Consider the following 21,878-nt stretch of genomic DNA (forward strand, 5'->3'; position numbering starts at 1 on the left):
TTGAAGACTTCGGGCGGTTTACGCCGCCCGATAAACCTGCGCTACCGCGCCGCCCGGGAAGGCTCGTGAGCTTGTCAGCCTGAGCGACCTTGATGCCGCGAGTTCCGAAAATAGCGCCTGGCCTTTGCCGAGCGCCACCGGCACAACCAGCAGCACGAATTCGTCGACCAGCCCCTCAGCGACAAGGCTGCGGGCGAAGCGCACGCCGCCGTGGGCGATGATCGGCTTGCCCTCTTGAGATTTCAGCATCGCAATCTCCTCCGCCAGGTCGCCGCTTGCCACATGGGCCGCCGTCCAACTTTCCGCACCGGGCTGGCGCTTCGCCGACTGCGAAGTCTCCGCGCTCCTGAGGGCCACCGATCCCCGCCGTGAGAAGACCGCCTTCGGGATCTCCGTCATCGGCGGCGCGAACATATCGGTGGAGGTTGGCCAATAGCCGGCCATGTCGTTGAAACTGCGGCTGCCCATGATGTGCAGCCCGGCACTCCAGAGAGTCTCAACGGACCAGCCTTCGCCCCCTGATCGGAGCCGAACATCCACCTGCTTTTCCCGTCCAGATCACTCACGAACCCGTCGATGGATATGGACATTCAAGATCAGGTCTCTCACAGCTTTCTCCTCTTCTGCGGTCCTGGCTCAGGGACGGACCAGAACAGCGAGTTCCGACAGCGCACGATCATTTTTGGGCGATGTACCCCGTCCGTGCGGAACGAACTCGCCCGTCGCGAGTTTAATGAAAGCGGTGCCCGTGAGGGCGCCGTTTTTTTGAACACGAGGCTCCATGGCTCCGACGCGCCCCACGCATTCGTTCAAGACACCCTGCGAGCGGTGTCCATTGCGGCCCTTGCCGCATTTCAGGGAGTTCACCGGGGAAGAGATCGAGTTCGTCTCGAAATTCAAGAGAGGTGAGCTGGCGGCGGACGCCGGCACCACGATTCTCGTGGAAGGCGCCCACAGCGCGCATCTCTACACGGTCCTGTCGGGCTGGGGGTTCCGCTACAAGACGCTGGAGGACGGTAGGCGCCAGATACTGAACTACGTCATGCCCGGTGATCTTATTGGCCTGCAGGGTTCGATCATGGGAGAGATGCAGCATTCGGTTGAGGCGCTGTCTCCGGTTTCTCTGTGCGTCTTCGAGCGTGACAAGCTGATGGGCCTCTACAACAAGCATCCCTCGCTCGCCTTCGACATCACTTGGATGGCGGCGCAGGAGGAGAGGATGCTGGACGAACACCTTCTCAGCATCGGCCGCCGCACGGCGCTCGAACGCGCTGCCTATCTGATCGCCTTCCTTTATCAGCGCGGCATGCAGCTTCGGCTGTTCAACGGCCACAAGGCGATTCCGATCACCCAGCAGCATATTGCCGATACCCTCGGTCTCTCGATCGTTCACACCAACAAGACCCTGAAGAAGCTCGCTGCTCGTGGGCTCATTCGCTGGCAGGAGCGGACATGCGAAGTCCTTGACGGTGATCAACTGGCCGAAATCGCCAGTTGGGATGGCCTCGGCGAAAGGCTGCGACCGTTTATCTAGTTTTCGAAGCTATGTCTTTTTTAAATGCGAACAGCTTCGCGGGAACGTAAGGTTCTCGGACGACATGTTTTGTCGTTGTACTTTATTGAGCTTATCGACCATCACGAAAAAAGCGGCTATGCAAGTGAGAGTCGAGTGAGCTTTGCAGCTGAGGTTCAGCTGTGCATCAGAGGTGGAAATGCGGTTGAAGGCGAGGGGACGAGCCGGGCTTGGCGCCTTCGAAAGGGCTTGTCGAACATGAGTGCGAACCGGGTTCTGGTTCTTGAGGATAGCTTGATCATCGCGATGGAGGCCGAGGATATTCTTCGCGCCATCGGCGTTGAGACGATCCGAATTTGCAGCAGTATCGCGCAGGCGACAGAGGCGCTGGAGGGCGAGCGGTTCGATTTCGCCTTGCTTGATGTCAACCTCGGAGAAGTGATGAGCTTCGACTTCGCTCGACGTCTTGTCGCGGAGAATATTCCCTTCGGCTTCGTCAGCGGTTACTCCGACACATTGGATTTTCCCGAGGAGCTCCAGAACAGGCCGCTGCTCGTCAAGCCGTTCGACGAAACGGCGATGCTGGAATTTCTCCAGAGGCTATTCCCGGCCGAGGTTTGATCGGTTTTCATGACAGAACCGTCTGCTTGCGCTAGGCTGCTGCGAACGAATTAAGGCTTCGTATCTCATGCAGTGGCAGGATCGCGCGATCATTCTGGGCATAAAGCGTCACGGCGAGACGAGCGTCATCGCCGAGGTGATGACGAGTGAGCGCGGTCGCCATCTCGGCATGGTGCGTTCCGGACGTTCCCGCGCGATGCAGCCCGTCCTCCAGCCCGGCAATGAAGTGGAAGCCACCTGGCGGGCCCGGCTTGATGAGCATATCGGCGAGTTTCGGATCGAGCCTGTGACGCTGCGCGCCGCGCGCCTCATGGAGACCGCGACCGCGGTATATGGCGTCCAGGCAATGGGCGCTCTGCTCCGGCTGCTGCCCGAGCGTGACCCACATCCACACCTGTTTGAAACGTTGGATGTGATCCTCGAGAACCTGCACAATCCGGCCGATGCGGGCGAGCTGTTCGTGCGCTTCGAGTTGGCCGTTCTCAACGATCTCGGCTTCGGCCTCGATCTGACGGAGTGCGCTGCGACGGGCGCCCGGGCGGATCTGGCTTATGTCTCGCCGAAATCGGGTCGCGCTGTCAGCCGTAGTGCGGGCGCTCCGTGGGCGGACAAGATGTTCCTGCTGCCGTCATTTCTCGGCGGCGAACAGCGCGAGGCTGCTGACGCCGAGAATCTGTCCGCTGCTTTCCGGCTGACGGGCTTCTTCCTGCATCGGCACGTCTACGAGCCGCGGGGACTGGAAATGCCGGCGGCGCGAGAAGGTTTTGTTCAGGCGGCGCTGAAAGCGCTGAAACAACAGGCCTCGACGGACAGCCAGCTCTCGGCCTGACTGTTTTTCACCGTTGAAAACCATCATGCAACACAGGTGCTTTACCGCGACCGGCAGCGCTCCTACTTGCTGACGTGGATAGCAGTCGAGGAGGAAAAGATGCTGACGAAACCAAGTAACGAAACACACCTGCAGCTCTGGGATGGAAGAACTATTCCGCGGCTTGGCATGGGATGCTGGGCGATCGGTGGCCCCTTTTACGCCGGCGATACACCGCTCGGCTGGGGAGAGGTGGATGATGCCGAGTCGATCGCTGCCATCCATCGCGCCATCGAGCTCGGTGTGCGTTTCTTCGACACGGCATCCAATTATGGGGCTGGTCACTCCGAAGAGGTCCTGGGACAGGCGATCGGCAATCGCGATGATATCGTCGTCGCAACAAAGTTCGGCTTTGCCACGGACCCGGCGACGAAGCAGGCGACCGGTGCATTCGCCGAACCTGCCTTCATTCGCGATTCGGTGGAGACGTCGCTGCGATGGCTGCGGCGTGAACGGCTGGATCTCCTGCAGTTTCATCTGAACGATTTTCCGCTCCAGCAGTCCGATGACGTCTTCGAGACACTGGAATCGCTCCGCGCGGAGGGAAAGATCGACGCCTTCGGCTGGAGCACGGATTTCCCAGATCGGGCCGAGCGCCAGGCAACGCGTCCTGGCTTCGTTTCGGTGCAACACACGATGAATGTCTTCGAACCGGCGGATGAGCTCGTGTCGACGGTCGAACGGCACGGCCTGGTATCGATCAATCGCGGCCCGCTGGCGATGGGACTGCTGAGCGGCAAGTTCACCGCGCAGAAGACCATTGGCGCAAAGGATGTTCGTGCCGCCGCGCTCGACTGGATGGTCTATTTCAAGGACGGGCGCATCGCGCCGGAGTTCGCCGCGAAACTCGACGCGGTGCGTGATCTGCTGATGTCTGACGGACGGACGCCGACACAGGGCGCGCTGGCCTGGCTTTGGGCACGCTCTTCTCGCACATTGCCGATACCCGGCTTCCGCACGGTCGCGCAGGTCGAGGAGAACGTTGGTGCCTTGAGCAAGGGCCCGCTAGCTGCCGAAACGATGCGCGAGATCGACGTGGCACTGGCGCGCGGTTAGTACGCTCTTAGTGCGCCCCGGCGCGGTTACCGTGCCTTTGTGCCGCGTACCTTCATGGGCCACGCTTCCGATCGCTCTTCGAGAACGGAGACGGCGTCCCCGACCGAAATCGTACCGGTACCGCGCGGCGTAACGTTCCAGCCGAACAGCGGGCCGGGTACGCGCCGGTCGCCGGACATGCGAATGCGGCCCATCGCGGGCATCGGGTTGGGCACCTCGCGGGAGCCGGTCTGCTGATCCTGCGTCGTCATGATGCAACGCGCGCAAGGCTTCACGAGATCGAACCGCATCCCGCCGATCTCGATCGCGGTCCATCCGTCCTCGGCCCATGCCTCGTCGCTATCGATGACGATGTTTGGTCGGAAGCGTTCCATGCCGACGCTGCCTTCGCCATGCGCGGCGAGGTCGGCATTCAGGGCCTGCAGCGACGCGGTCGTGGTGACGAGGATCTGATAGCCGTCTGCGAAGGTGACAGGCGTTCCGTCTCCTGCCCACTCCGCGCTTGCCGTGCGCTTGGCATCGCCATCGAAGAAGACCAGCCGCACGTCGCGACCAAGCCACTCCGAAAGAGTCTGGTTGCTCTCGTCGTCGGCGACTGCGGCATTGACGGCCGTCTTCCAGATCTCGACGTCGAGCCGACGCTCGGACGAAAAGCTGGGCCGGATGGGTTGGTTGTCGGATAAAGCGAGCTTGAGATCGTCCCCATCGAGAACCGCTTCGATACGCGCAAGCGTCGGCAGTTCGCGCTGCGTGATGCAGTGGCCCGCCGGATCGGTGATCATCGCACGCCGATCGCCTGGCAATCCGAAGGCGCCGATCTCGGTGGTCTGCAAGGCAATCGCCCGGCCACTCTTGAGCGGATATACGAAGAGATCACTGATGCGCATCGGGAACTCCTAGATTTCGTCCATGAAGGCCGCGAGAAAATCGCGCAGCCGCTCGTCGCGTTCGGCGGCAAGCGCTTTGCCGCTCTCGGTCTTGAAACCATCGACGAGCTTGAAGAGCTTCGTCTGGAAATGATCGATCACGTAGCGTCGGTCGTCGAGCGGACGATTTTCGCCGGAGGGGTCGAGCGGGTCGTAGAGCAGGGAGGACATCCGCCCCCCGATATAGAAGCACCGGCCTGCGCCAACCATGCCGATCGCATCGAGTCGATCCGCATCCTGCAGGATCCGCGCCTCCAACGTCTCCGGCGCGATGTTTGCCGAGAAGCTGTGAGCGGTGATCGCGTGTTCGACGACCGCAATATCGGCAGGCGACCAGCCGAGGTCGGCCAGAACACCGGCCGCCTTCTCAGCGGCAAGCGCTGAGGCCTTCGAGCGCAGTGGTGAGTTCTTCTCGACGGCGACGCAATCGTGCAGAAGCACGGCGGCTGCGAGGATCCTCGCGTCTCCGCCTTCCTTGGCCTGGATGCGCATCGCATTCTTGAAGACCCGCAGGATATGCGCGAGGTCGTGCGAACCGTCGTCGCCCTCATAGGCGTGAGGAATGAGCTGCGAAGCTAAATTTTCGAAAGGGGAGAAGGCTTTGGCCGCGAACATGAATAAAACCGTGAGGATGATGTCGGTATCCTCATAGCGGCGGGCGTCCCGGCTTGCAACGACGTCCGATCAACTCGCCTTAGCGCCGCGCGTTTCCCAGCCGCTGGAAAGTAGCTTCGGCACTTCCGCCAAAGGACGCGGCGGGCTGATGTGGTAACCTTGGATCTCGTCGCAGGCCTCCTGCTCGAGCAGGGCCAGCTGTTCGCCGGTTTCGACGCCTTCGACGGTGACGCGCATGCCGAGCGCGTCGCCAAGCAGAATGATGGCGCGAATGATCGCGAAGGCCTCGCGATTCTCGACGATGTCGGTCACGAACGACTTGTCGATCTTGATCTTGTCGAAGGGGAAGCTGCTCAGATAGCTGAGTGAGGAGTATCCGGTGCCGAAGTCGTCCATGGCGATCCGAAGCCCGCGTTGCTTCAAAGCGTGCAGGATAGGCAGCGCTTCCTCACGGTTTTCCATCAACACGCTTTCGGTAATTTCGATTTCGAGCCGTTCCGGGGCGAGGCCTGAGGTCGTCAGGGCCGTCGCTATGTCCTCGGGAAGGTTGCCGTGGGTGAACTGGATCGCCGACACGTTGACCGCAACCTTGACGTCCTCGGACCAGCCCGCCGCATCCGTGCAAGCCTGCAGGAGCACCCATCGACCGATATCGACGATCAACCCAAGTTCCTCGGCAAGCGGGATGAAATCGACCGGCGAAACCCGCCCGCGGGTCGGATGATTCCAGCGCAACAAAGCCTCGAAGCCGCAGATGCGCTGTGCGCCGATATCGAAAAGCGGTTGATAGTTGAGCTCGAACTCGTGATTCGCGACTGCCTTGCGCAAGTCGGCTTCGAGCGTGTGGCGCACTTCCAGCTGCGCTTCCATCTCGTTGGTAAAGAAGCGCTCGCCGCGTCGGCCCGCCGTCTTGGCATGGGATAGCGCGACACCGGCATGCTTCAGAAGTACATCGGTATCGACGCCGTCCTGCGGGCTGATGGCAATGCCCATGGAGACGCTGAGCTCGACAGCTTTCTCGCCGCGAAAGAAGGGCTCCGCAAGTTCGCGCCGGATTTGCTCGGCGAGAGCGGTGACGTTCCAGGGCTGTTGCCGCCCGCACTGAAGGATCGCAAATTCGTCGGAGCCGAGACGGGCGAGAATGTTGCCTTCGCCAGCCGTGAGCCGAAGCCGTTCGGCCACCTGTCGCAGGATCTTGTCGCCTGCTGCCACGCCAAGGGTGTTGTTGACCGACTTGAAGCGGTCGAGATTGAGGTGAACGAGAGCGATCGCTTCATCCGCCTTGCGTGCGCTGAGGGCTGCTTCGACCCGCCCTCGAAAACTCAGCCGATTCGGAAGGCCGGTCAGCGGATCGTGATGCGCCAGGAAGGCGATCCGTTCCGCGGCTTTCCGATCGGCGGTAACATCGGCATGGATTGAAATATTGCTGCCGTCGGGCAGGACGGTCACGACACTCTGGATCAGCCGGCCGTCGTTCAAGCTCCATTCGCGCCGGCGGATCCGTCCGCCGTCCGAGATGTCGCGTGGCTCTGTCGTTTGCCGTGTTTCCGGCATCTCGGTTCCGGCGATCCTGGCGATCAGTGAGCGCATCGTCGCGCCGGGCGCGACGTCCTTCTCGTCGAAGCCGAACAGCTGCTGAAACCGGATGTTGCAGAGGATGAGCTTTTGATCGGTATCGAAAACGCTGAGCCCGAGCGGAAGATGGTTCAGGACGATCTCAAGCAGTCGCTTTTGCTCGGAGAGTGCTTCTGTCGCCGAGGAGAGGGCGCCTTGCAGCAGTTCGTTGTCGTCCTGGGTGGCGCTGGCACGCTTTTCTACATCTCGCCGCCGGGTGGCGTACTGCTTGCAGGTGTCGACGACGAGGTCGACGAGGCGCTGCCCCTCGGTAGAAGGATGATGTCCCAGGGCTTCGGCACACTGCTCGCGGAAGAGCGCTTCAGCTTCCATGCCTGTTCACCTTCGCGTCACCGACGCACCGCCGATTGATGAAGCCTTGTTGCATCGGAGCAGGTAAGCCGGGTGCGGCGAGAATGGCGCGCGAAGAAATTGATGCAGTTTCCAAGGCAATTGATTTCACAATTAAAAATTGAATACATGCGAACAGCTCGGTACTTACAATCCTCCGGTCGAATTAATATTCGGTTGCAGTGCGGGAAAATATATAACGTTGGCTATATTTTATAGCGCCAAAATCGGACGGAAAACGCTACATTTTGGTCCGGGAAAGTGCTGCGACCGTTTTGCGGTGCGAATAAAGTCACACTTTGTCAATCATCGTTAATGGACCATTAACAGCTTATTGACGGGTCGGGCAAATCAGTTTATCGACCCTTCTAGTTGTGATTTTCCCTATTGGTATTGCGTACAGACAATCATCGGCGAAGGCGGTGAACGGAGGTTTGTATGAACAGTGTTTCATCTGTTTCGGATACGTCCTATGCCTATCTGGCGACGCTCTCGAGACTCGACACGAATGGCGACGGCGTTCTGAGCCGTGGCGAACTGGCGGCTGATGATAAGCCCGGTATTCTTACCCAATTGAACGACGGTGAACAGGGGCAGGATGCCTCACCGAAGCTTTCCGACGGCGTGCTCGCATTCATGATGCGTGCGCGAGAGAGCGGTGGCGTGAATTTCTTCTCGCAGGATACGTCCAAGAATACGGACGATCTCTACAAAAATACCTATGGTCAGTACGACCTGGACATCGCGTCCTAGGGTATTGCCGCAGAATGCGTACAATGAGCCGGCCTTTGGTCGGCTTTTTGTTTTTGGCGCCGGCGGAACCGCCCTTGGCGACGTGCGTTCGTGTTCGACAAGCAATGAGGAGGGAATATCATGAGCAGTATCGTGCGCTCACTCGCGCTGATTGGATTTGCGACAGTCGCTACCCTTGCAATGGCACAGGACAAGCAGACCGCGACAGCGGACTTCGTCGGCAAGGACGGCAAGGAGGACGGCCGTGCCACGCTCACGGCTGCGGCTGGCGGTGGCGTGTTGATGGAAGTGGAGGTCACGGGCCTTCCGGCCAACAAATGGGTGGCCTTCCATGTCCACGAAACCGGCAAGTGCGACGCGGCATCGCATCACGAATCGGCGGGCAAGCACTTCAACCCGACCGATGCTGAGCACGGTCTGCTCGCGGCCAAGGGGCCGCACGCTGGCGACATGCCGAACCAGTATGTCGGTCCCGACGGCATCCTGCGTGCTCAGGTTTTCGATAGCATGGTCACGCTTGACGACAAGAAGACCGGCATTCGCGGCAGAGCGTTGATGATCCACGCCAATTCCGACGACTACCGCAGCCAGCCGGCCGGCGATGCGGGCGAGCGGCTGGCATGCGGCGTCATCAAGTAGCGGCGCCGCTACCTGAAAAGCGCGCTTAGAGGATTGGCAGCCCTTTCTGATCGAAGGTCGATTTCATCCGGCCGAGCAGGTCGCGGCGCGTTTCGTCCCATTCGACGGTCTTCGTCCAGTAGCGCATGGTGATTGTCGTCTTGTCGGCGGCAACTGTTTCGACGAACACCGTTGGCTTGGGGTTGGATTGTACTCGCTTGTCGGACTTGGCAAGATCGGTAAGCGCATCCATGGCGAGAGTGATCTGCTCGCCATTTCCCACATTCACCGTCAGTTCGCCCTTGCGGGTGGCTTCGCGGCTGTAGTTGGTGATCGGCGTGTTCCACAGGATCGAGTTTGGAGCCAGAAGGTAAAGCCCATCGGCGGTCCGCAGCTCGGTCGCAAACAGCCCGATTTCCCGGACGGTGCCGGCGACATTGCTGGTCGAGATATATTCCCCGACCCGGAACGGGCGCAGGATCAGAAGCATGATGCCGGCCGCGATATTCTGCAGCGTTCCCTGTAGCGCAAGGCCGATCGCCAGGCCGGCGGCGCCGAGTGCGGCGATGATCGATGCCGTCTGGACGCCGAACTGGCCGAGCACCGTAATGAACACCAGAATGAGCAGGCCATAGTGCAACACGTTGGCAAAGAAGCGCGCCAGCGTCTCGTCGATCCCGCGAACGCGAGAGATTCCCTCGAACGCCCAGCGGCTGATGAAGTTTGCCATCAACCAGCCGAGAACGAGCAGGATGATCGCGCCGAGGATGGAGAATGAATATTCCACCGCAAGCGCGCTTGCCTGATTGAGAGCGGTACGTGTCGCCAGAATTACGTCGGTTGCCTGTTGTTCCATGATCTCGCCGGTCGTCATTGTCGATAGACCCGGCTACATGGGGCAGCCTGCCGATGGCGTCAACCGATCAAGAGGCGGCGGCAACCTGCAGCGGCAAGACGAATGGCGCATTGCCATCGGCATCCGCACCTCTGCCGATCGCGCGCACGGCCTCGACCAGCCGGCCCTTTCGTTCAAGTAGCCGGTCGCCGATTTGCACGATCCTGAGGTTCGGGCTGGCAAAGGGCGACGCCTGGCGCAGTCGCCGTGCGAGGTCTTCCTCGCTTTGATCCGGTTCGAGTGCCAGCGCCGCCACGAGGGCTGCCGCGGGAGAGCGCGAAACGCCCATCCAGCAATGGATGAGGAGAGGCGCCGATTGGTCCCAGCTCGCTGCGAAGTCGATGATCTCCCGAACATGCGTCTCGTCCGGCGCGACAAGCCCACCGGTGCCCTTGAAGGCAATGTCGTTCATGTTCAGCAGCAGATGTCGCTCCGCCTTGATGACGGCAGGCCGGTGAAACAACTGCTCTTTCGCCATCAGGCTGATCATCTCGCGGGCGCCATGGCGGACAGCCATTTCGGCGATGCGCGAGAGCGGAGCAACTACGATCCTTGTCATGATGGACTCCGCCCGGCGTCGAGGGCGGCAAACCGCTCGCAGAAACGGACCTGTGCTTCGACGGCCGGAAGAGGTGCCAACTGTAGCATTTCCTTGGTGATGCCGCGCGGCTGGCCGAAGAACTTCTGGGCCTCGACTACGGTAAAGCCGGCCAGCTGCGACGCTTCGAAATAAGCTGCCACGGTATCCGCCTTCTTGATCCTGTCCTTCAACTCGCGCGAAGCGTGAGGCGGGAGCCCAAAGCGGAGGTGAATGGCCGCTTCCAGGCGTTTTTCCACACTCTTGTAGCCGCCGCCGACGACCGATTTGAACGGAGAGATCATGTCGCCGATGACGTATTCGGGCGCGTCGTGAAGCAGTGCCATCAGGCACTCGTCAGCTGTCGCCTCGTTCTGGCGGCGGAAGATGTCTTCGACAACAAGGCTGTGCTGGGCGACCGAGAAGGCATGATCGCCCGATGTCTGGCCGTTCCAGCGGGCCACACGCGCGAGGCCATGTGCGATGTCGCTGAGCTCCACATCCAATGGTGACGGATCCAGAAGATCGAGCCGGCGGCCCGAAAGCATGCGCTGCCATGCGCGCGGCACCTTGGGGGTCAAGCGCTTGCCTCGTCAGCGCTGGCAGGGAAGGTAAGGCCGGACCAGGCGGGCAGTGCGAGCGTAACCGGCGTCTCGCCGGCGAGGATCGGCGTGCCGGCCGCCATGGCTTCTCCCGCCCGGTCGATCCGGACAATGGCAAGCCCGATTCGGCCGGAGACCGAACCTAGCGTCCCGACCGGCTTGCCGGCGGCTGTCAGTTCGCTGCCGGGCGCGGGGAGGGCGCCGTCGGCCGTAACGGTCACGACACGACGGCGCGCGGTGCCGCGGTGCTGCATGCGCGAGACGACTTCCTGGCCGACATAGCAGCCCTTCTTGAACGAAAGGCCGCCGTTGAGGTCCATCAGCACGTCATGCGGAAAAGCATCCTGCAGGGGATAGTCCTGACCGGCGACGACAACGCCGTTTGCGGCCCGCAAGCTGTTGTAGAGGATCGGATCGTCGTTTCCCGCGTTGCCAGGCTTGCGCGTCAATGCAATGCCGGCTTTCAAGAAACGGCTGTCCTTCCAGCCTCCCTCGACCGGCTGATCCCAGATGACGGAAATCCCTTCGCCGGCGGCTGCGATATCGACCGCGGCTCGGAGCTTGTACATGCTCAGACGCTTCGACAGGGCGTCGCGCTGGCTTTCGTCCGTCTCGATCAGGAAACCCGCGTCCTCGCGCATGATCATGAAGTCGAAAAGGATCTTGCCTTGCGGCGTCAGCAGCGCTCCGGGACGCGCTTCGTCGACGGCAAGCGAAACGATGTCGGTCGTGATGAGGTTCTGCAGGAACGGCTCGGCGTCGGCACCGCTGACGCGGATCAACGCGCGGTCTTTCAGGAAAACGGTTGGCATAAAGGCACCTGTAGCGTTGCTGTCGCCCAGAAATATGTCTTCGGAGGATTGATCGCAAGCGTCAGTCGCCGGCGGTAAAGAACTTCCACTTTCCGTCGGCGGTGATGCCGATGCGATAGAAGTTATAGCCGCCGAACTCCTGCATGTCCGCAAGATCGCCTGCCGTCACGATGCGCAGCAGTTCGACGCGCTCCGGCGGTGTCAGCGTTTTCAAGTCTTTCTCGGCAAAGTACGGCCAGACATACATGTCCTCGGACGTTCCTTGCCCGACATGGACGAAGCCCGTGGAAACGATGTCGAGGATGATCGCCAGGATTTCGTCGCCATCTGGATCGCCCGATAGGTCCTTGAGCGCCGCAATCGGATCGTCCGTCGGTTCGCCGACGGTAACCTGGGTCTGGCTGGCGCCGGTTCCAAGCAGCGGTCGCAGGCGTTCCAGATCACCGGAGGCAGCTGCCTCGACGATCTGTTCGCGCATGTGCCGTACCGGCTCGGGAACCTTGCTTACATCGTAAAGCACGTCGACGGGCTTGGAGCTGTCTTGCGCGCCGGGAGTGGTGTCCGAGCCCTGTCCGGCAGGCTTGTTGATGATCGGGCCTGGTGCCGGCACACCCGAAGCGGCGGGAGGTGCTGTGGGCTTGTCATTGCCGGGAGAGGCATTATCCGTCAGGCCGGGAGTCTTTTGCAGTTCCGAGAGGGCTGATGCTGCTGAAGCGGACATCAAACTGGCCACACCGACGGTGAATGCAACTAGAAGCGGCACGAAAACGGGCCGCGAGGCAAGATCCTGATCGGTACGCATGAAACTCTCTGTGCTGTTATTGCAGGGTGCGGTTCGGAGAGAACTCACCCGCCAGCATGCGTTCACGCAGCGATTCAAGCAAGGCCTCCGCGCTGTTTTCCCCGTGGAGACGGATCGTTTCGCGAAGTGCATGGATAATTGCCGTGTCGGCGATGATCTCAGGCTCGATACCGTCCGCCATGCCATCGGCCCAGGCTTCGTTATGGTATTCCAGGGCCGCCTGCATCTTTTCGTGGACGATCATGTCGTCGATGTCATTGAGGCTCGGTTCCATTCTTTTTTCCTCAGACTGCATGCCTTACTGCCTAGTTAATAACTTTATCAGCCTTTTCCCAAAACGACACGTGCGCGAATGAAAAGAGGTTAATTAAACACTAATTTCCAAACCGCGAGGTAATTTCTGTGGCAAGTGTTGCACCTTCGTTACGGTAGCGCTCTTCTGCCATGATCGCTGCGGGGGTGCAATCGGTATAAACGGAGGCAAATGCGCGATAGCCGCGATTGAAGGCAGCCGTCAGCTTCTCTTTTCGAGGCGGCTCGTCTTTCGCTTCGGAATCAAGCAGTTGCTGCATTCCTGCTCGCCACTCGTCGCCGTTCTGGGCTTTGCACAGCGTTCTCAGGTAATGCACCGATCCAAGCACCTCGGCCAGTCTCGCAAGCTTGTCGTCGTATGGCGCCGTAACGGGTTTCGCCTCTACTACCGGCGGCGCGGGCGTCGTCTGTCCTTGCGCTGCCGCAAATACAGGGATCGCAACGCCGGCGCATAACACAGCAGACAACAAGACGCGTCGAACGGGAATCATGGAGTTTAGTTGATACCTTCGCGATGGCCGCAACAAGGCGTTGCCCAGGATTTCCACCTGCTTATTCTTTGTCCACAGCAACGCGCTCCGCGCATTCAAGAACGCTTTGCGGCGTCGGCAGCCGGCGAATCTCTTCCAGCGTGTACCATCCGAGGTCCGCCGCATCGTCGGCGGCGATTGCCACGGCGTCGATATCAGCCTCGACGCGGAAGACCGAAAGCAGGAAATGGCTTGCGACGCTGCCATCCACCGCATGTGTCTTCAGGTCATAGGTTGAGAATAGGCGCGGGTTGGAGGCGCGGATGCCGGTTTCCTCTTCGAACTCGCGCAATGCCGTTTGGTCAGGCGTCTCACCGGCTTCGGCCCTGCCTCCGGGAAAGGCATACATGTCAGCCGAAGGAGGATTGCGCCGCAGTACCAGCAAAAAGCGGTCGCCCCGCTGCAGAATGCCGGAGGAAGCCGCGGTGGGGGAGGAGGATGCCATATGGAATACTGCCTTGTTGCTTGTCGGCGCTTGGATACGCGGCCGTCCCGTCGGATAGTCGAGACAACGATTCGGGGAAGCCTGTTTGACCTATATTATCTACGCAGCCGCCGCCTTTTTCGAGATAGCCGGATGCTTCGCCTTCTGGGCCTGGCTCCGGATGGGAAAGCCCCTGTGGTGGACGGTGCCGGGGCTTGCATCACTGGCACTGTTTGCCTGGCTGCTGACGCTGATACCGAGCGAGGCGGCCGGGCGGACCTTCGCTGCCTATGGTGGCATCTACATCATCGCATCGCTGCTATGGCTCTGGCTGGTCGAGCAGCGGGTGCCTGATCGTTGGGACATCGGTGGCGCTCTTGCGTGCCTGCTCGGAACCGCGCTGATTTTGTTCGCGCCACGCGGATAGCCCGGTCTTGACCCGCCCGGAGCAGGGTGCCAAGACAACGGTATGTGTGGACGATACGCGCTGACGATATCCCCTGAAGAACTTGAGGAAATCCTCGGGATCATGGGTTTGGATGACTTCCCGGCGCGCTACAACATCGCTCCGACGCAGCCGATCCTTGTCGTGGTGTCCGATGGTCCTGGCGAAAAGGGACGCAATCTTCCCGATCGCCGGGCGCTGCTGGTGCGCTGGGGTTTCACACCGGGCTGGGTCAAGGATCCGAAGTCGTTTCCGCTGCTGATCAATGCGCGCTCCGAAACGGCGATCGGCAAGGCGTCGTTTCGCGCGGCCATGCGCCACCGGCGCGTGCTCGTGCCTGCCTCCGGTTTCTACGAGTGGCATCGGCCGACGAAAAACAGCCAGGAAAAAGCGCAGCCGTATTGGATACGGCCGCGGCATGGCGGCGTCGTCGCCTTCGCCGGACTGATGGAGACATGGTCGTCAGCCGATGGTTCGGAAGTCGATACGGGCGCTATCCTGACGACCGCGGCAAACGCTGCGATATCGCCCATTCATGACCGCATGCCGGTCGTCATCCGGCCGGAAGACTTTTCTCGCTGGCTGGATTGCAAGACGCAGGAACCGCGTGAGGTCGCGGACCTGATGCAGCCGGTCGAAGACGATTTCTTCGAAGCGATCCCGGTATCCGACAAGGTCAACAAGGTTGCCAACATGGGCGCCGACCTGCTGGATCGCGCTATCATCGAGAGGCCGCCGCCGGCGGACAAGCCGAAGCCGGACGATGGCCAGCTCAGCCTCTTTTAGTCCGCTATTTCCCAGCCTCTATTTTATCCGGAAGTTCACATGTTCTCGATTTCGGCCGCGCTATCCGGCTTCTTTCTCGGTGCTTCGCTTATCATTGCCATCGGCGCGCAGAATGCATTCATTCTGCGGCAGGGCCTGCTCCGCTCCAACGTCTTCATCCTCTGCCTGATCTGCGCGTCATCAGACGCTGTCCTGATCGCGGCCGGGGTCGGCGGGCTGGGCACGCTCGTCTCCCGATCACCCGAGCTGATCACGGCGGTCAGCCTTGGCGGCATGCTGTTCCTGGGAACCTATGCGGTGATGGCCTTCCGGCGCGCGCTCCATCCGGGAGCAATGCAGACGGGAGCGCCGCAGGCGCTCGGATTGCAGGCGGCCGTTGCCGCATGTCTCGCCTTCACCTTCCTGAACCCGCACGTCTATCTGGATACCGTGGTGCTGCTCGGCAGTCTTTCGGCCGCCTATGAAGGGACCGACCGATTGGCTTACGGGATCGGTGCGGGGACCGCATCGTTTGTCTGGTTTTTTGGATTGGGGTATGGCGCGCGGCTGTTGCAGCCTGTCTTTGCCAAACCCGCCGCCTGGCGGGTTCTTGACGTCGTGATCGGCGTCGTGATGGGCCTGTTGGCTCTGAGCCTTGGCGCTCGCCTCGTCAGCCCGGCCTGATCAGGCGATTTTCTTGACGAGAGCCGGCTTGCTCTTCAGCATCAGGGCGGCTGCCAGAACGGCCTTGAGGCCGAGCGGGCGGTAGTTCGCGCTGAGATCGGTCTTTGCTGGCTGTTCCACGCTTGTCTTCTTCGGGGTCACAATACTCTCCTTACGTGCTGTCCCTAGACTCTTATATTTATTGCTCTTTTGCCTGTAATAACGACAAAATAGAGGCGAGGCTTATCAGGATTTATATCCGTAAACCATAATTCGCGAGCCTTGAGCCAGGCGTTCCTGCACGTGGAAAAGTCAGATGTGGCGGCCGATATCATCCTCGCCGACGCCGGGTTCCTCGATGGTGAGCGTGCCGTATTTGCGCTTCCACTTGCGGGCGCCGAAGGGCAGGGTCAGGAGGTAGAAGACGGCTGTGACGACCATGATCTCCCAGGTGAAGCTGGAAAGTAGGGCGACATAGAAGACGACGCCGAGCATCATCGGCAGCACGAGATCGCGCCGCAGCTTGCTTCCTTCCGACTTGCCGGACCATACCGGCAGGCGACTGATGAGCAGGAAGGCGATCAGCACCGTATAGGCTGCGGAAATGAAGCCGAAGGTCTTGTCGATCGTGATCCCCAGGAAGCCGAGGTAGACAGGCAGCAGGACAAGCATCGCACCAGCAGGGGCCGGGACGCCGACGAAATATTCCGATTGCCACGTCGCCTTGTTTTCCCGCTCGGACATGACGTTGAACCTGGCAAGGCGAAGTCCGGCCGCGATCGCATAGATCAGCGCCGCGATCCAACCGATCGACCGGGCCTGGTCGAGCGCGAAGACGTAGACGACGAGCGCTGGCGCCACGCCGAAGTTGACGATGTCGGCGAGCGAATCCATCTGCGCGCCGAACTTCGACGTCGCCTTCATCAGTCGGGCGACGCGTCCATCGATGCCGTCGAGAAATGCCGCCAACAGAACCATGCCAACGGCCAGTTCGTAGCGATTCTCGAAGGCAAGGCGAATGCCGGTGAGGCCCGCGCAAATCGCCAGAATGGTGATCAGGTTGGGAACGACCAGCCGCAGCGGTATTTCACGAAGCCGCGGGCCGCGTGCGGAATCGTCAGGCGGACCGTTGGGTTCGAATGGCGGGAACGGCGTTTCCATGTCGCACTCCGATGTTCTCTAGCTGCGACGGCTGACGACCGGACCTTTGGTCGTGCCGAACTCCGCAAGCACCGTCTCGCCAGCAATCGCGGTCTGGCCAACCGTTACCCGCGGCGCCGCGCCGGCTGGCAGGAACACGTCGAGGCGCGAACCGAAGCGGATCAAGCCGAAACGCTCGCCGGCGTCCAATGGTTCGTTTGTGTTCGTCCAGCAAAGGATGCGGCGGGCAACGAGGCCGGCAATTTGTACGACGCCGATATTACCGTGTGCCGTCTCGATGACGAGGCCGTTACGCTCGTTGTCTTCGCTCGCCTTGTCGAGTTCGGCATTGACGAAGCTGCCGGAGCGATAGTTGACGCTGAGGATGCGGCCGCGCATCGGGGCACGGTTTACGTGGCAGTTGAAGACGTTCATGAAGACGGAAATCCGCAGCATCGGTTCGGTGCTGAGATTGAGCTCCGCGGGCGGAACAACGATCTGCACCGACGATACCTTGCCGTCGGCTGGCGAAATCACGAGATCGTCGTCCTGCGGCGTCATTCTCTCCGGATCACGGAAGAAATAAGCGCACCACAGCGTCAGGATAAGGCCGATCCAGAACAGCGGCTTGAAGAGCCAGCCGAGGATCAGCGATGCGACGAAGAAGGCAGCGATGAAGGGATAGCCTTCCTTGTGCACCGGAACGATCGTGTTGCGAACCGTATTGAACAAGCTCATGTATGCCGCTCTCCTAGCGTTTCGATCATCGCTGGTTACAGGGAAACCATTGCGGGGGCAATGCTTTGGGCGACCGGCTGCAGTCCCCGAGAGAGGTTCTGAACAGCAAAGAGGCCGCCTGGCCCCGCTTCAGGTGGCGGGGGCCAGTCTGTTGACGATGCCGAGGTCGTCGCTTTCCCGCACCTGCTTCAGATGCTCCTCGGCCTGCGTTGCTTCCCGCTGGCGGTTCCACATCGAGGCATAGAGGCCGTTCTTTTGAAGAAGTGCTGCATGGGTACCGCGCTCGGCGATCTCGCCCGCTTTCAGGACGATGATCTCGTCCGCACCGATGACGGTTGAAAGACGGTGGGCGATCACCAGTGTCGTCCGGTCTTGGGAAACGACATCGAGAGCCGCCTGAATTTCCCGTTCGGTCGTGGTGTCGAGCGCCGATGTCGCTTCGTCGAGGATGAGGATCGGCGGTGCCTTCAGGACGGTTCTTGCGATCGCCACGCGCTGCTTTTCACCACCGGAGAGCTTCAGCCCGCGCTCGCCGACCTTCGTGTCGAACCCTTCGGGCAGCAGGTCGATGAAATGGGCGATCTGCGCGATTTCGGCGGCCGTCTTGACCTCGGTATCGCTTGCAGCCGGCTTCCCGTAGCGGATGTTGTAGGCGACGGTATCGTTGAAGAGCACCGTGTCCTGCGGAACCATGCCGATCACGGCGCGCAGGCTCTTCTGCGTCACGTTGCGGATGTCCTGGCCATCGACGCTGATAGAGCCGCTCTGTATGTCGTAGAAACGGTAGAGCAGGCGCGACAATGTCGACTTGCCGGCGCCGGACGGTCCGACAACGGCCACCGTCTTTCCGGCTGGCACCTCGAAGGAAATCCCTTTCAGGATCGGGCGGGCGGCATCGTAGGCGAAGTGCACGTCCTTGAACGAGATCGCGCCACGAGCGATGTCGAGCTCAACAGCGTTCGGCGCATCCGTGACCTCGGCCTTGACCTGCAGGAGATCGAACATCTGTTCGATGTCGGTAAGCCCCTGGCGGATTTCGCGATAGACGAAGCCGATGAAGTTCAGCGGCACCGAAAGCTGCAGCAGCATCGAGTTGACGAAGACGAAGTCGCCGACGGTCTGTTCGCCGCGCTGAACGGCAAGCGCCGACAGGATAAGCATGGCGGTCGTGCCGAGGCCGAAGATCACGCCCTGACCGAAGTTCAGCCATCCGAGCGACGTCCAGACATCCGTGGCCGCCTTTTCGTAGCGTTCCATCGAGCGGTCGAAACGCTTGGCTTCCATCTCTTCGTTGCCGAAGTACTTCACCGTTTCGAAATTGAGCAGCGAGTCGATCGCCTTGGTGTTGGCGTCGGTGTCGCTGTCGTTCATCGTCTTGCGGATCGCGATGCGCCAGTCGCTCGCGCGGATCGTGAACCAGATGTATGCCCAGACCGTGAAGGCGGTCACGGCCAGATATGAGAAGCCGTAGCCCCACCAGAAGATCACCGCCGTCAGCAGGAATTCGATCAGCGTCGGGACGGAGTTCAGAATCGTGAAGCGCACGATCGTCTCGATGCCTTTCGTGCCGCGCTCGATGATACGCGACAGGCCACCCGTCTTGCGCTCCAGGTGAAAGCGCAGCGACAGCTCGTGCATATGCACGAATGTCTTGTAGGCGAGCTGGCGAACGGCGTGCTGTCCGACGCTCGCAAACAGGGCGTCGCGAAGCTGGTTCAGTGCGAGTTGTAGGAGGCGCGTCAGATTATAGGCAATGACGAGCGCGACGGCGCCGGTCAGCAGGGCCGGCACCTTGCCGGCTAGATCGACCTTGCCGTTCAGGGCGTCGGTCGACCATTTGAAGAAATAGGGGACGAGGAGCAGGACGAACTTGGAGATAAGCAGATAGACGGTTGCCCATACCACCCGCATTTTCAGATCGGGACGGCCGGATGGCCACATGTATGGCCATAGGTTGAATAGGGTCTGCAGCAGATTGGAATCTGAAACTGTCTTGCCGTTTGCCATGCATGTCTCCGGCCCGCAGGGGGCTGACCGTGTCGCGATACGGGAAATTGCGGAGACAGCGCGCTTTCGAACGCCTGCCGAACATCATCGCCGTCACCGCCAAGTAGGGTGCCGGGGGGACCAATACAACATGGCGATGTTGCAAGGGAAGAGCGGCCGGGCATCATATTGCCCGGCCGCCGTGTTTGTTCCTAGAGGTGCTCTCCGGAAAGGCGCTTGCGATGCAGTTCCTCGGCATTCGGAAGCACGTCTTTCGGAAGGCCGAAGATCTGGCCCGGCAGAATTCTGTCCGGATTGTTGATCTTGTCCTCGTTGGCGACGTAGATCGTCGTATAGCGCACGCCGAGACCGTAGACGCGGCGGGAGATCTGCCACAGCGTATCGCCACGGCGAATGATGATCGTGTCCTTGCTCTGCTGAAGCGGGGCCTGTTCGATCGTTGCCGGCTGGTTCTCGCTGCTGGCGACCTCGTTCGTTGCGGCTGGCGCAGCAGGGGTCTCGGCCGGTACGGACAGCTTGGCCACCATCTCGCCGAGCTTCGTCAGCGATGCACCGACGGATTGCGCGTCGATCGGCAGCGACTGCAGGAACTTGAGCGCCCCGGTGGCGTCGATGGACGCGCTGGTCGCGCGTTCCTTGAAATCCGCCGTCGCATCAGCCGCAGCCCTGAAATCGATGATCGAGCGCAATGCGATTTCATTCGCGGAGCGCGCGGCCGCAAGCTGTTCGGCGCCCGGCAGCTTGCCGTCGGCAAACAGATTGCTCAGCAGACCGAATGCCTTGGCAACGTCGTTCTTCAGCTTGCCAAGCGCACCTTCGTCAAGGGGAACCATGACAGGTGTGGACGCAGCCGATCCGGCGCCGCTCTGGGCGGCAACCGTCACCTGGTTGCCTGCCGGCCGGTTGAAGTTGACGGAGGCGCGCACGGCAACCTTGCCGCTTGCGTCCAGGACATCGACACGAATCTTGTGATCTCCGACCGCCAGCGGCATCACGCCGTCAATGACGAAGTGTCCGTCCTGGCCTGCCAGGGATTTGCCGATCAGCTTGTCGTCGGCATAGGCAACGACGGTGGAGGAGGGCTTTGCTGTGCCAGCCACGAAGATCTTGTCGCCTTCGATCTCGACGGCGTTGACCATCACGTCAGACGCGGCACCGGTTGCCGCCGGCTTACCGGCATCAGGTGCGGTCGCGGGCTGTGTGGCCGGCGAGGCGGAGGCCTGCTGTGTCTGGGCGTTATCATTGGCGGCTGCATTGCCGGTGGCGGAAGGAGCTGCCGCACCTGCGTTGGCCGAAGCGGTCGGAGCCGCGATGATACGGCTTGCCGTTCCCGGCTTGGACACCATGGCAAGCAGTTCGGCGCCGTTGCCGTCCTTGGGGACGGACACCGTTGCGACTTCTTCCGATATCGTGCTCTTGCCATCCTTGCCGGTTGCCTTCAGCAGCAACTGATGGTCGCCGGCCGACAGCGGATTGTCGAGCACTGCCGCGAAGTCGCCGCTCGGGCCGACGTCTGTGGTGGTGACGACCTTGTCGCCATCCAGCACTTCGAGCTTGCTGTTCGGTTCGGCCGATCCGGCGATCACGGTCGAGCCGTCGGGCTCGACGCGCAGCACGTCGAAAGTGGGCGCCTTGGGGCCGGCATTCGCGGTGGCGTCAGGCGCGGCCGGTGTTGCCGGTGTGGCAGTCTGGCCATTCGTCTGGGCGGTCGGTTCCGGAGCGCCGCTGAGTGCAGCTTCAGCCTTCGCGATCTCGGCGAGGGCATCGGGAATGTTTTCGGGCAGGGCCTGAATGATCGCCAGCGCCTTGCCAGCGCCATCCTTGGCCTTTTGAACCGCTGCGGCGGTCACCGGGTTCGTACCCTCGGGAATACCGAAATCGGCAAGCGTCTGCAGGGAGGTCAGGGCCTTCGTCTTGACGCCGGCAAAAACCTCCTGCGTCGGCCCCTTGCCGTCTGCAAAGAGTGCCTTAAGTTCTGTCAGTGCCTGGGCGGCGCCTGATGTCAAACCGCTAAGCGCTTTGGTGGTGGCAGCATCGTCAGCCGCGGGACGAGATGTCTTTGCGGCGTCGGCAACCGTGTTCTTAACTTCGGAGGTTGCCTGATTGATTGCATCGCCAACCTTTGCCGCGTCTCCGCCGATGCGGGGCATGACGACAAAGACCATCAATAGAATTGCGATTGCTAGCACTGCGAGGGCCAGCAAGCCGGCACGGTTTCTCATCATTACGTC

The 21,878-nt window shown here is 61.0% G+C and carries 25 protein-coding genes and 1 pseudogene; 9 read left to right on the forward strand and 17 right to left on the reverse strand.

Annotated elements, in window-relative coordinates; all coding sequences use genetic code 11:
* Positions 1-18 precede the first annotated feature (18 nt).
* Positions 19-540 carry a dihydrofolate reductase family protein gene (locus ASE04_RS27450; RefSeq protein WP_244490497.1) on the reverse strand — a complete coding sequence of 174 codons (522 nt, stop codon included), beginning with the start codon at positions 538-540 and terminating at the stop codon, positions 19-21.
* Positions 541-781: 241 nt separating this feature from the next.
* Here ASE04_RS27450 and ASE04_RS27455 point away from each other — a divergent pair, with 241 nt between their 5' ends.
* From ASE04_RS27455 to ASE04_RS27470, 4 genes are all read left to right on the forward strand, one after another.
* Positions 782-1,534: a Crp/Fnr family transcriptional regulator gene (locus tag ASE04_RS27455; RefSeq protein WP_056825423.1), complete on the forward strand. Its 753-nt coding sequence runs from the start codon at positions 782-784 to the stop codon at positions 1,532-1,534.
* A gap of 24 nt (positions 1,535-1,558) precedes the next feature.
* Complete coding sequence (locus ASE04_RS31830) at positions 1,559-2,134, forward strand: response regulator (protein ID WP_244490498.1); 576 nt, start codon at positions 1,559-1,561, stop codon at positions 2,132-2,134.
* A gap of 67 nt (positions 2,135-2,201) precedes the next feature.
* Entirely contained in the window at positions 2,202-2,963 is a 762-nt protein-coding gene (gene recO / locus ASE04_RS27465; RefSeq protein ID WP_056825426.1) for a DNA repair protein RecO, read from the forward strand.
* Between the two features lie 99 nt (positions 2,964-3,062).
* The gene (locus ASE04_RS27470) at positions 3,063-4,058 is read left to right on the forward strand and encodes an aldo/keto reductase (RefSeq protein WP_056825842.1); all 996 of its coding nucleotides are present in this window, start codon (positions 3,063-3,065) and stop codon (positions 4,056-4,058) included.
* A gap of 26 nt (positions 4,059-4,084) precedes the next feature.
* Here the strand turns inward: ASE04_RS27470 and ASE04_RS27475 are convergent, their stop codons facing one another.
* The 3 genes from ASE04_RS27475 to ASE04_RS27485 all read right to left on the reverse strand — a co-directional run bounded on the left by ASE04_RS27475 (position 4,085) and on the right by ASE04_RS27485 (position 7,546).
* Positions 4,085-4,945, reverse strand: coding sequence for an MOSC domain-containing protein (locus tag ASE04_RS27475; protein ID WP_056825428.1), 861 nt, complete (start codon positions 4,943-4,945; stop codon positions 4,085-4,087).
* Between the two features lie 9 nt (positions 4,946-4,954).
* The gene (locus ASE04_RS27480) at positions 4,955-5,599 is read right to left on the reverse strand and encodes an HD domain-containing protein (protein ID WP_056825430.1); all 645 of its coding nucleotides are present in this window, start codon (positions 5,597-5,599) and stop codon (positions 4,955-4,957) included.
* A 69-nt stretch (positions 5,600-5,668) separates the two neighbouring features.
* Entirely contained in the window at positions 5,669-7,546 is a 1,878-nt protein-coding gene (locus ASE04_RS27485) for a putative bifunctional diguanylate cyclase/phosphodiesterase (RefSeq protein ID WP_056825432.1), read from the reverse strand.
* Positions 7,547-8,002: 456 nt separating this feature from the next.
* Between ASE04_RS27485 and ASE04_RS27490 the strand changes: the two genes are divergently transcribed.
* The gene (locus ASE04_RS27490) at positions 8,003-8,317 is read left to right on the forward strand and encodes a hypothetical protein (protein WP_056825434.1); all 315 of its coding nucleotides are present in this window, start codon (positions 8,003-8,005) and stop codon (positions 8,315-8,317) included.
* A 120-nt stretch (positions 8,318-8,437) separates the two neighbouring features.
* The gene (locus tag ASE04_RS27495; RefSeq protein ID WP_056825437.1) at positions 8,438-8,956 is read left to right on the forward strand and encodes a superoxide dismutase family protein; all 519 of its coding nucleotides are present in this window, start codon (positions 8,438-8,440) and stop codon (positions 8,954-8,956) included.
* 25 nt (positions 8,957-8,981) lie between these two features.
* On the opposite strand, the gene ASE04_RS27500 is transcribed toward ASE04_RS27495, so the two are convergent.
* From ASE04_RS27500 to ASE04_RS27535, 8 genes are all read right to left on the reverse strand, one after another.
* Complete coding sequence (locus tag ASE04_RS27500; protein ID WP_056825844.1) at positions 8,982-9,791, reverse strand: mechanosensitive ion channel family protein; 810 nt, start codon at positions 9,789-9,791, stop codon at positions 8,982-8,984.
* Positions 9,792-9,858: 67 nt separating this feature from the next.
* Complete coding sequence (locus ASE04_RS27505) at positions 9,859-10,389, reverse strand: tyrosine phosphatase family protein (protein WP_056825439.1); 531 nt, start codon at positions 10,387-10,389, stop codon at positions 9,859-9,861.
* A complete protein-coding gene (locus ASE04_RS27510) occupies positions 10,386-10,955 on the reverse strand; it encodes a YfbR-like 5'-deoxynucleotidase (RefSeq protein ID WP_156408906.1) in 570 nt (189 codons plus the stop codon). The genes ASE04_RS27505 and ASE04_RS27510 overlap by 4 nt, the downstream gene beginning before the upstream one ends.
* Before the next feature lie 29 nt (positions 10,956-10,984).
* Entirely contained in the window at positions 10,985-11,821 is an 837-nt protein-coding gene (gene ygfZ / locus ASE04_RS27515) for a CAF17-like 4Fe-4S cluster assembly/insertion protein YgfZ (protein WP_056825443.1), read from the reverse strand.
* A 61-nt stretch (positions 11,822-11,882) separates the two neighbouring features.
* Positions 11,883-12,623: a hypothetical protein gene (locus ASE04_RS27520; protein ID WP_056825446.1), complete on the reverse strand. Its 741-nt coding sequence runs from the start codon at positions 12,621-12,623 to the stop codon at positions 11,883-11,885.
* Positions 12,624-12,639: 16 nt separating this feature from the next.
* Complete coding sequence (locus ASE04_RS27525; RefSeq protein WP_056825448.1) at positions 12,640-12,897, reverse strand: hypothetical protein; 258 nt, start codon at positions 12,895-12,897, stop codon at positions 12,640-12,642.
* A gap of 100 nt (positions 12,898-12,997) precedes the next feature.
* A complete protein-coding gene (locus tag ASE04_RS27530; RefSeq protein WP_056825449.1) occupies positions 12,998-13,426 on the reverse strand; it encodes a TIGR02301 family protein in 429 nt (142 codons plus the stop codon).
* A gap of 61 nt (positions 13,427-13,487) precedes the next feature.
* Complete coding sequence (locus ASE04_RS27535) at positions 13,488-13,910, reverse strand: NUDIX hydrolase (RefSeq protein ID WP_056825451.1); 423 nt, start codon at positions 13,908-13,910, stop codon at positions 13,488-13,490.
* A gap of 85 nt (positions 13,911-13,995) precedes the next feature.
* Here ASE04_RS27535 and ASE04_RS27540 point away from each other — a divergent pair, with 85 nt between their 5' ends.
* The 3 genes from ASE04_RS27540 to ASE04_RS27550 are packed head-to-tail and all read left to right on the forward strand — an operon-like array spanning position 13,996 to position 15,783.
* Complete coding sequence (locus ASE04_RS27540) at positions 13,996-14,316, forward strand: YnfA family protein (RefSeq protein ID WP_056825453.1); 321 nt, start codon at positions 13,996-13,998, stop codon at positions 14,314-14,316.
* A 42-nt stretch (positions 14,317-14,358) separates the two neighbouring features.
* Entirely contained in the window at positions 14,359-15,120 is a 762-nt protein-coding gene (locus ASE04_RS27545) for an SOS response-associated peptidase (protein ID WP_056825455.1), read from the forward strand.
* A 39-nt stretch (positions 15,121-15,159) separates the two neighbouring features.
* Positions 15,160-15,783: a LysE/ArgO family amino acid transporter gene (locus ASE04_RS27550; RefSeq protein WP_056825457.1), complete on the forward strand. Its 624-nt coding sequence runs from the start codon at positions 15,160-15,162 to the stop codon at positions 15,781-15,783.
* Here ASE04_RS27550 and ASE04_RS31325 read toward each other — a convergent pair whose 3' ends face one another.
* From ASE04_RS31325 to ASE04_RS27570, 5 genes and pseudogenes are all read right to left on the reverse strand, one after another.
* Positions 15,784-15,924, reverse strand: coding sequence for a hypothetical protein (locus ASE04_RS31325; RefSeq protein ID WP_194273753.1), 141 nt, complete (start codon positions 15,922-15,924; stop codon positions 15,784-15,786).
* A gap of 150 nt (positions 15,925-16,074) precedes the next feature.
* Complete coding sequence (pssA, locus tag ASE04_RS27555) at positions 16,075-16,923, reverse strand: CDP-diacylglycerol--serine O-phosphatidyltransferase (RefSeq protein ID WP_056825459.1); 849 nt, start codon at positions 16,921-16,923, stop codon at positions 16,075-16,077.
* 18 nt (positions 16,924-16,941) lie between these two features.
* Positions 16,942-17,646 (reverse strand): annotated as a pseudogene (locus tag ASE04_RS27560) (phosphatidylserine decarboxylase); the annotation flags it as partial.
* Between the two features lie 123 nt (positions 17,647-17,769).
* Positions 17,770-19,647 carry an ABCB family ABC transporter ATP-binding protein/permease gene (locus ASE04_RS27565; protein ID WP_056825464.1) on the reverse strand — a complete coding sequence of 626 codons (1,878 nt, stop codon included), beginning with the start codon at positions 19,645-19,647 and terminating at the stop codon, positions 17,770-17,772.
* 191 nt (positions 19,648-19,838) lie between these two features.
* Positions 19,839-21,872 carry a LysM peptidoglycan-binding domain-containing protein gene (locus ASE04_RS27570; protein WP_056825466.1) on the reverse strand — a complete coding sequence of 678 codons (2,034 nt, stop codon included), beginning with the start codon at positions 21,870-21,872 and terminating at the stop codon, positions 19,839-19,841.
* Positions 21,873-21,878 lie beyond the last annotated feature (6 nt).

The organism is Rhizobium sp. Root708, assembly GCF_001429725.1.
Classification (GTDB): Bacteria; Pseudomonadota; Alphaproteobacteria; order Rhizobiales; family Rhizobiaceae; genus Rhizobium.

Bases quoted from the DNA above. Each gene is read 5' to 3' on its own strand.
- ASE04_RS27490 (WP_056825434.1), top strand. From the start codon at position 8,003: ATGAACAGTGTTTCATCTGTTTCGGATACGTCCTATGCCTATCTGGCG.
- ASE04_RS27485 (WP_056825432.1), bottom strand. From the start codon at position 7,546: ATGGAAGCTGAAGCGCTCTTCCGCGAGCAGTGTGCCGAAGCCCTGGGA.
- ygfZ (WP_056825443.1), bottom strand. From the start codon at position 11,821: ATGCCAACCGTTTTCCTGAAAGACCGCGCGTTGATCCGCGTCAGCGGT.
- ASE04_RS27510 (WP_156408906.1), bottom strand. From the start codon at position 10,955: ATGCTTTCGGGCCGCCGGCTCGATCTTCTGGATCCGTCACCATTGGAT.
- ASE04_RS27535 (WP_056825451.1), bottom strand. From the start codon at position 13,910: ATGGCATCCTCCTCCCCCACCGCGGCTTCCTCCGGCATTCTGCAGCGG.
- recO (WP_056825426.1), top strand. From the start codon at position 2,202: ATGCAGTGGCAGGATCGCGCGATCATTCTGGGCATAAAGCGTCACGGC.
- ASE04_RS27520 (WP_056825446.1), bottom strand. From the start codon at position 12,623: ATGCGTACCGATCAGGATCTTGCCTCGCGGCCCGTTTTCGTGCCGCTT.
- ASE04_RS27550 (WP_056825457.1), top strand. From the start codon at position 15,160: ATGTTCTCGATTTCGGCCGCGCTATCCGGCTTCTTTCTCGGTGCTTCG.
- pssA (WP_056825459.1), bottom strand. From the start codon at position 16,923: ATGGAAACGCCGTTCCCGCCATTCGAACCCAACGGTCCGCCTGACGAT.
- ASE04_RS27480 (WP_056825430.1), bottom strand. From the start codon at position 5,599: ATGTTCGCGGCCAAAGCCTTCTCCCCTTTCGAAAATTTAGCTTCGCAG.
- ASE04_RS27455 (WP_056825423.1), top strand. From the start codon at position 782: ATGGCTCCGACGCGCCCCACGCATTCGTTCAAGACACCCTGCGAGCGG.
- ASE04_RS27570 (WP_056825466.1), bottom strand. From the start codon at position 21,872: ATGATGAGAAACCGTGCCGGCTTGCTGGCCCTCGCAGTGCTAGCAATC.
- ASE04_RS27530 (WP_056825449.1), bottom strand. From the start codon at position 13,426: ATGATTCCCGTTCGACGCGTCTTGTTGTCTGCTGTGTTATGCGCCGGC.
- ASE04_RS27470 (WP_056825842.1), top strand. From the start codon at position 3,063: ATGCTGACGAAACCAAGTAACGAAACACACCTGCAGCTCTGGGATGGA.
- ASE04_RS27565 (WP_056825464.1), bottom strand. From the start codon at position 19,647: ATGGCAAACGGCAAGACAGTTTCAGATTCCAATCTGCTGCAGACCCTA.
- ASE04_RS27475 (WP_056825428.1), bottom strand. From the start codon at position 4,945: ATGCGCATCAGTGATCTCTTCGTATATCCGCTCAAGAGTGGCCGGGCG.
- ASE04_RS27505 (WP_056825439.1), bottom strand. From the start codon at position 10,389: ATGACAAGGATCGTAGTTGCTCCGCTCTCGCGCATCGCCGAAATGGCT.
- ASE04_RS31830 (WP_244490498.1), top strand. From the start codon at position 1,559: ATGCGAACAGCTTCGCGGGAACGTAAGGTTCTCGGACGACATGTTTTG.
- ASE04_RS27525 (WP_056825448.1), bottom strand. From the start codon at position 12,897: ATGGAACCGAGCCTCAATGACATCGACGACATGATCGTCCACGAAAAG.
- ASE04_RS27545 (WP_056825455.1), top strand. From the start codon at position 14,359: ATGTGTGGACGATACGCGCTGACGATATCCCCTGAAGAACTTGAGGAA.
- ASE04_RS27500 (WP_056825844.1), bottom strand. From the start codon at position 9,791: ATGGAACAACAGGCAACCGACGTAATTCTGGCGACACGTACCGCTCTC.
- ASE04_RS27495 (WP_056825437.1), top strand. From the start codon at position 8,438: ATGAGCAGTATCGTGCGCTCACTCGCGCTGATTGGATTTGCGACAGTC.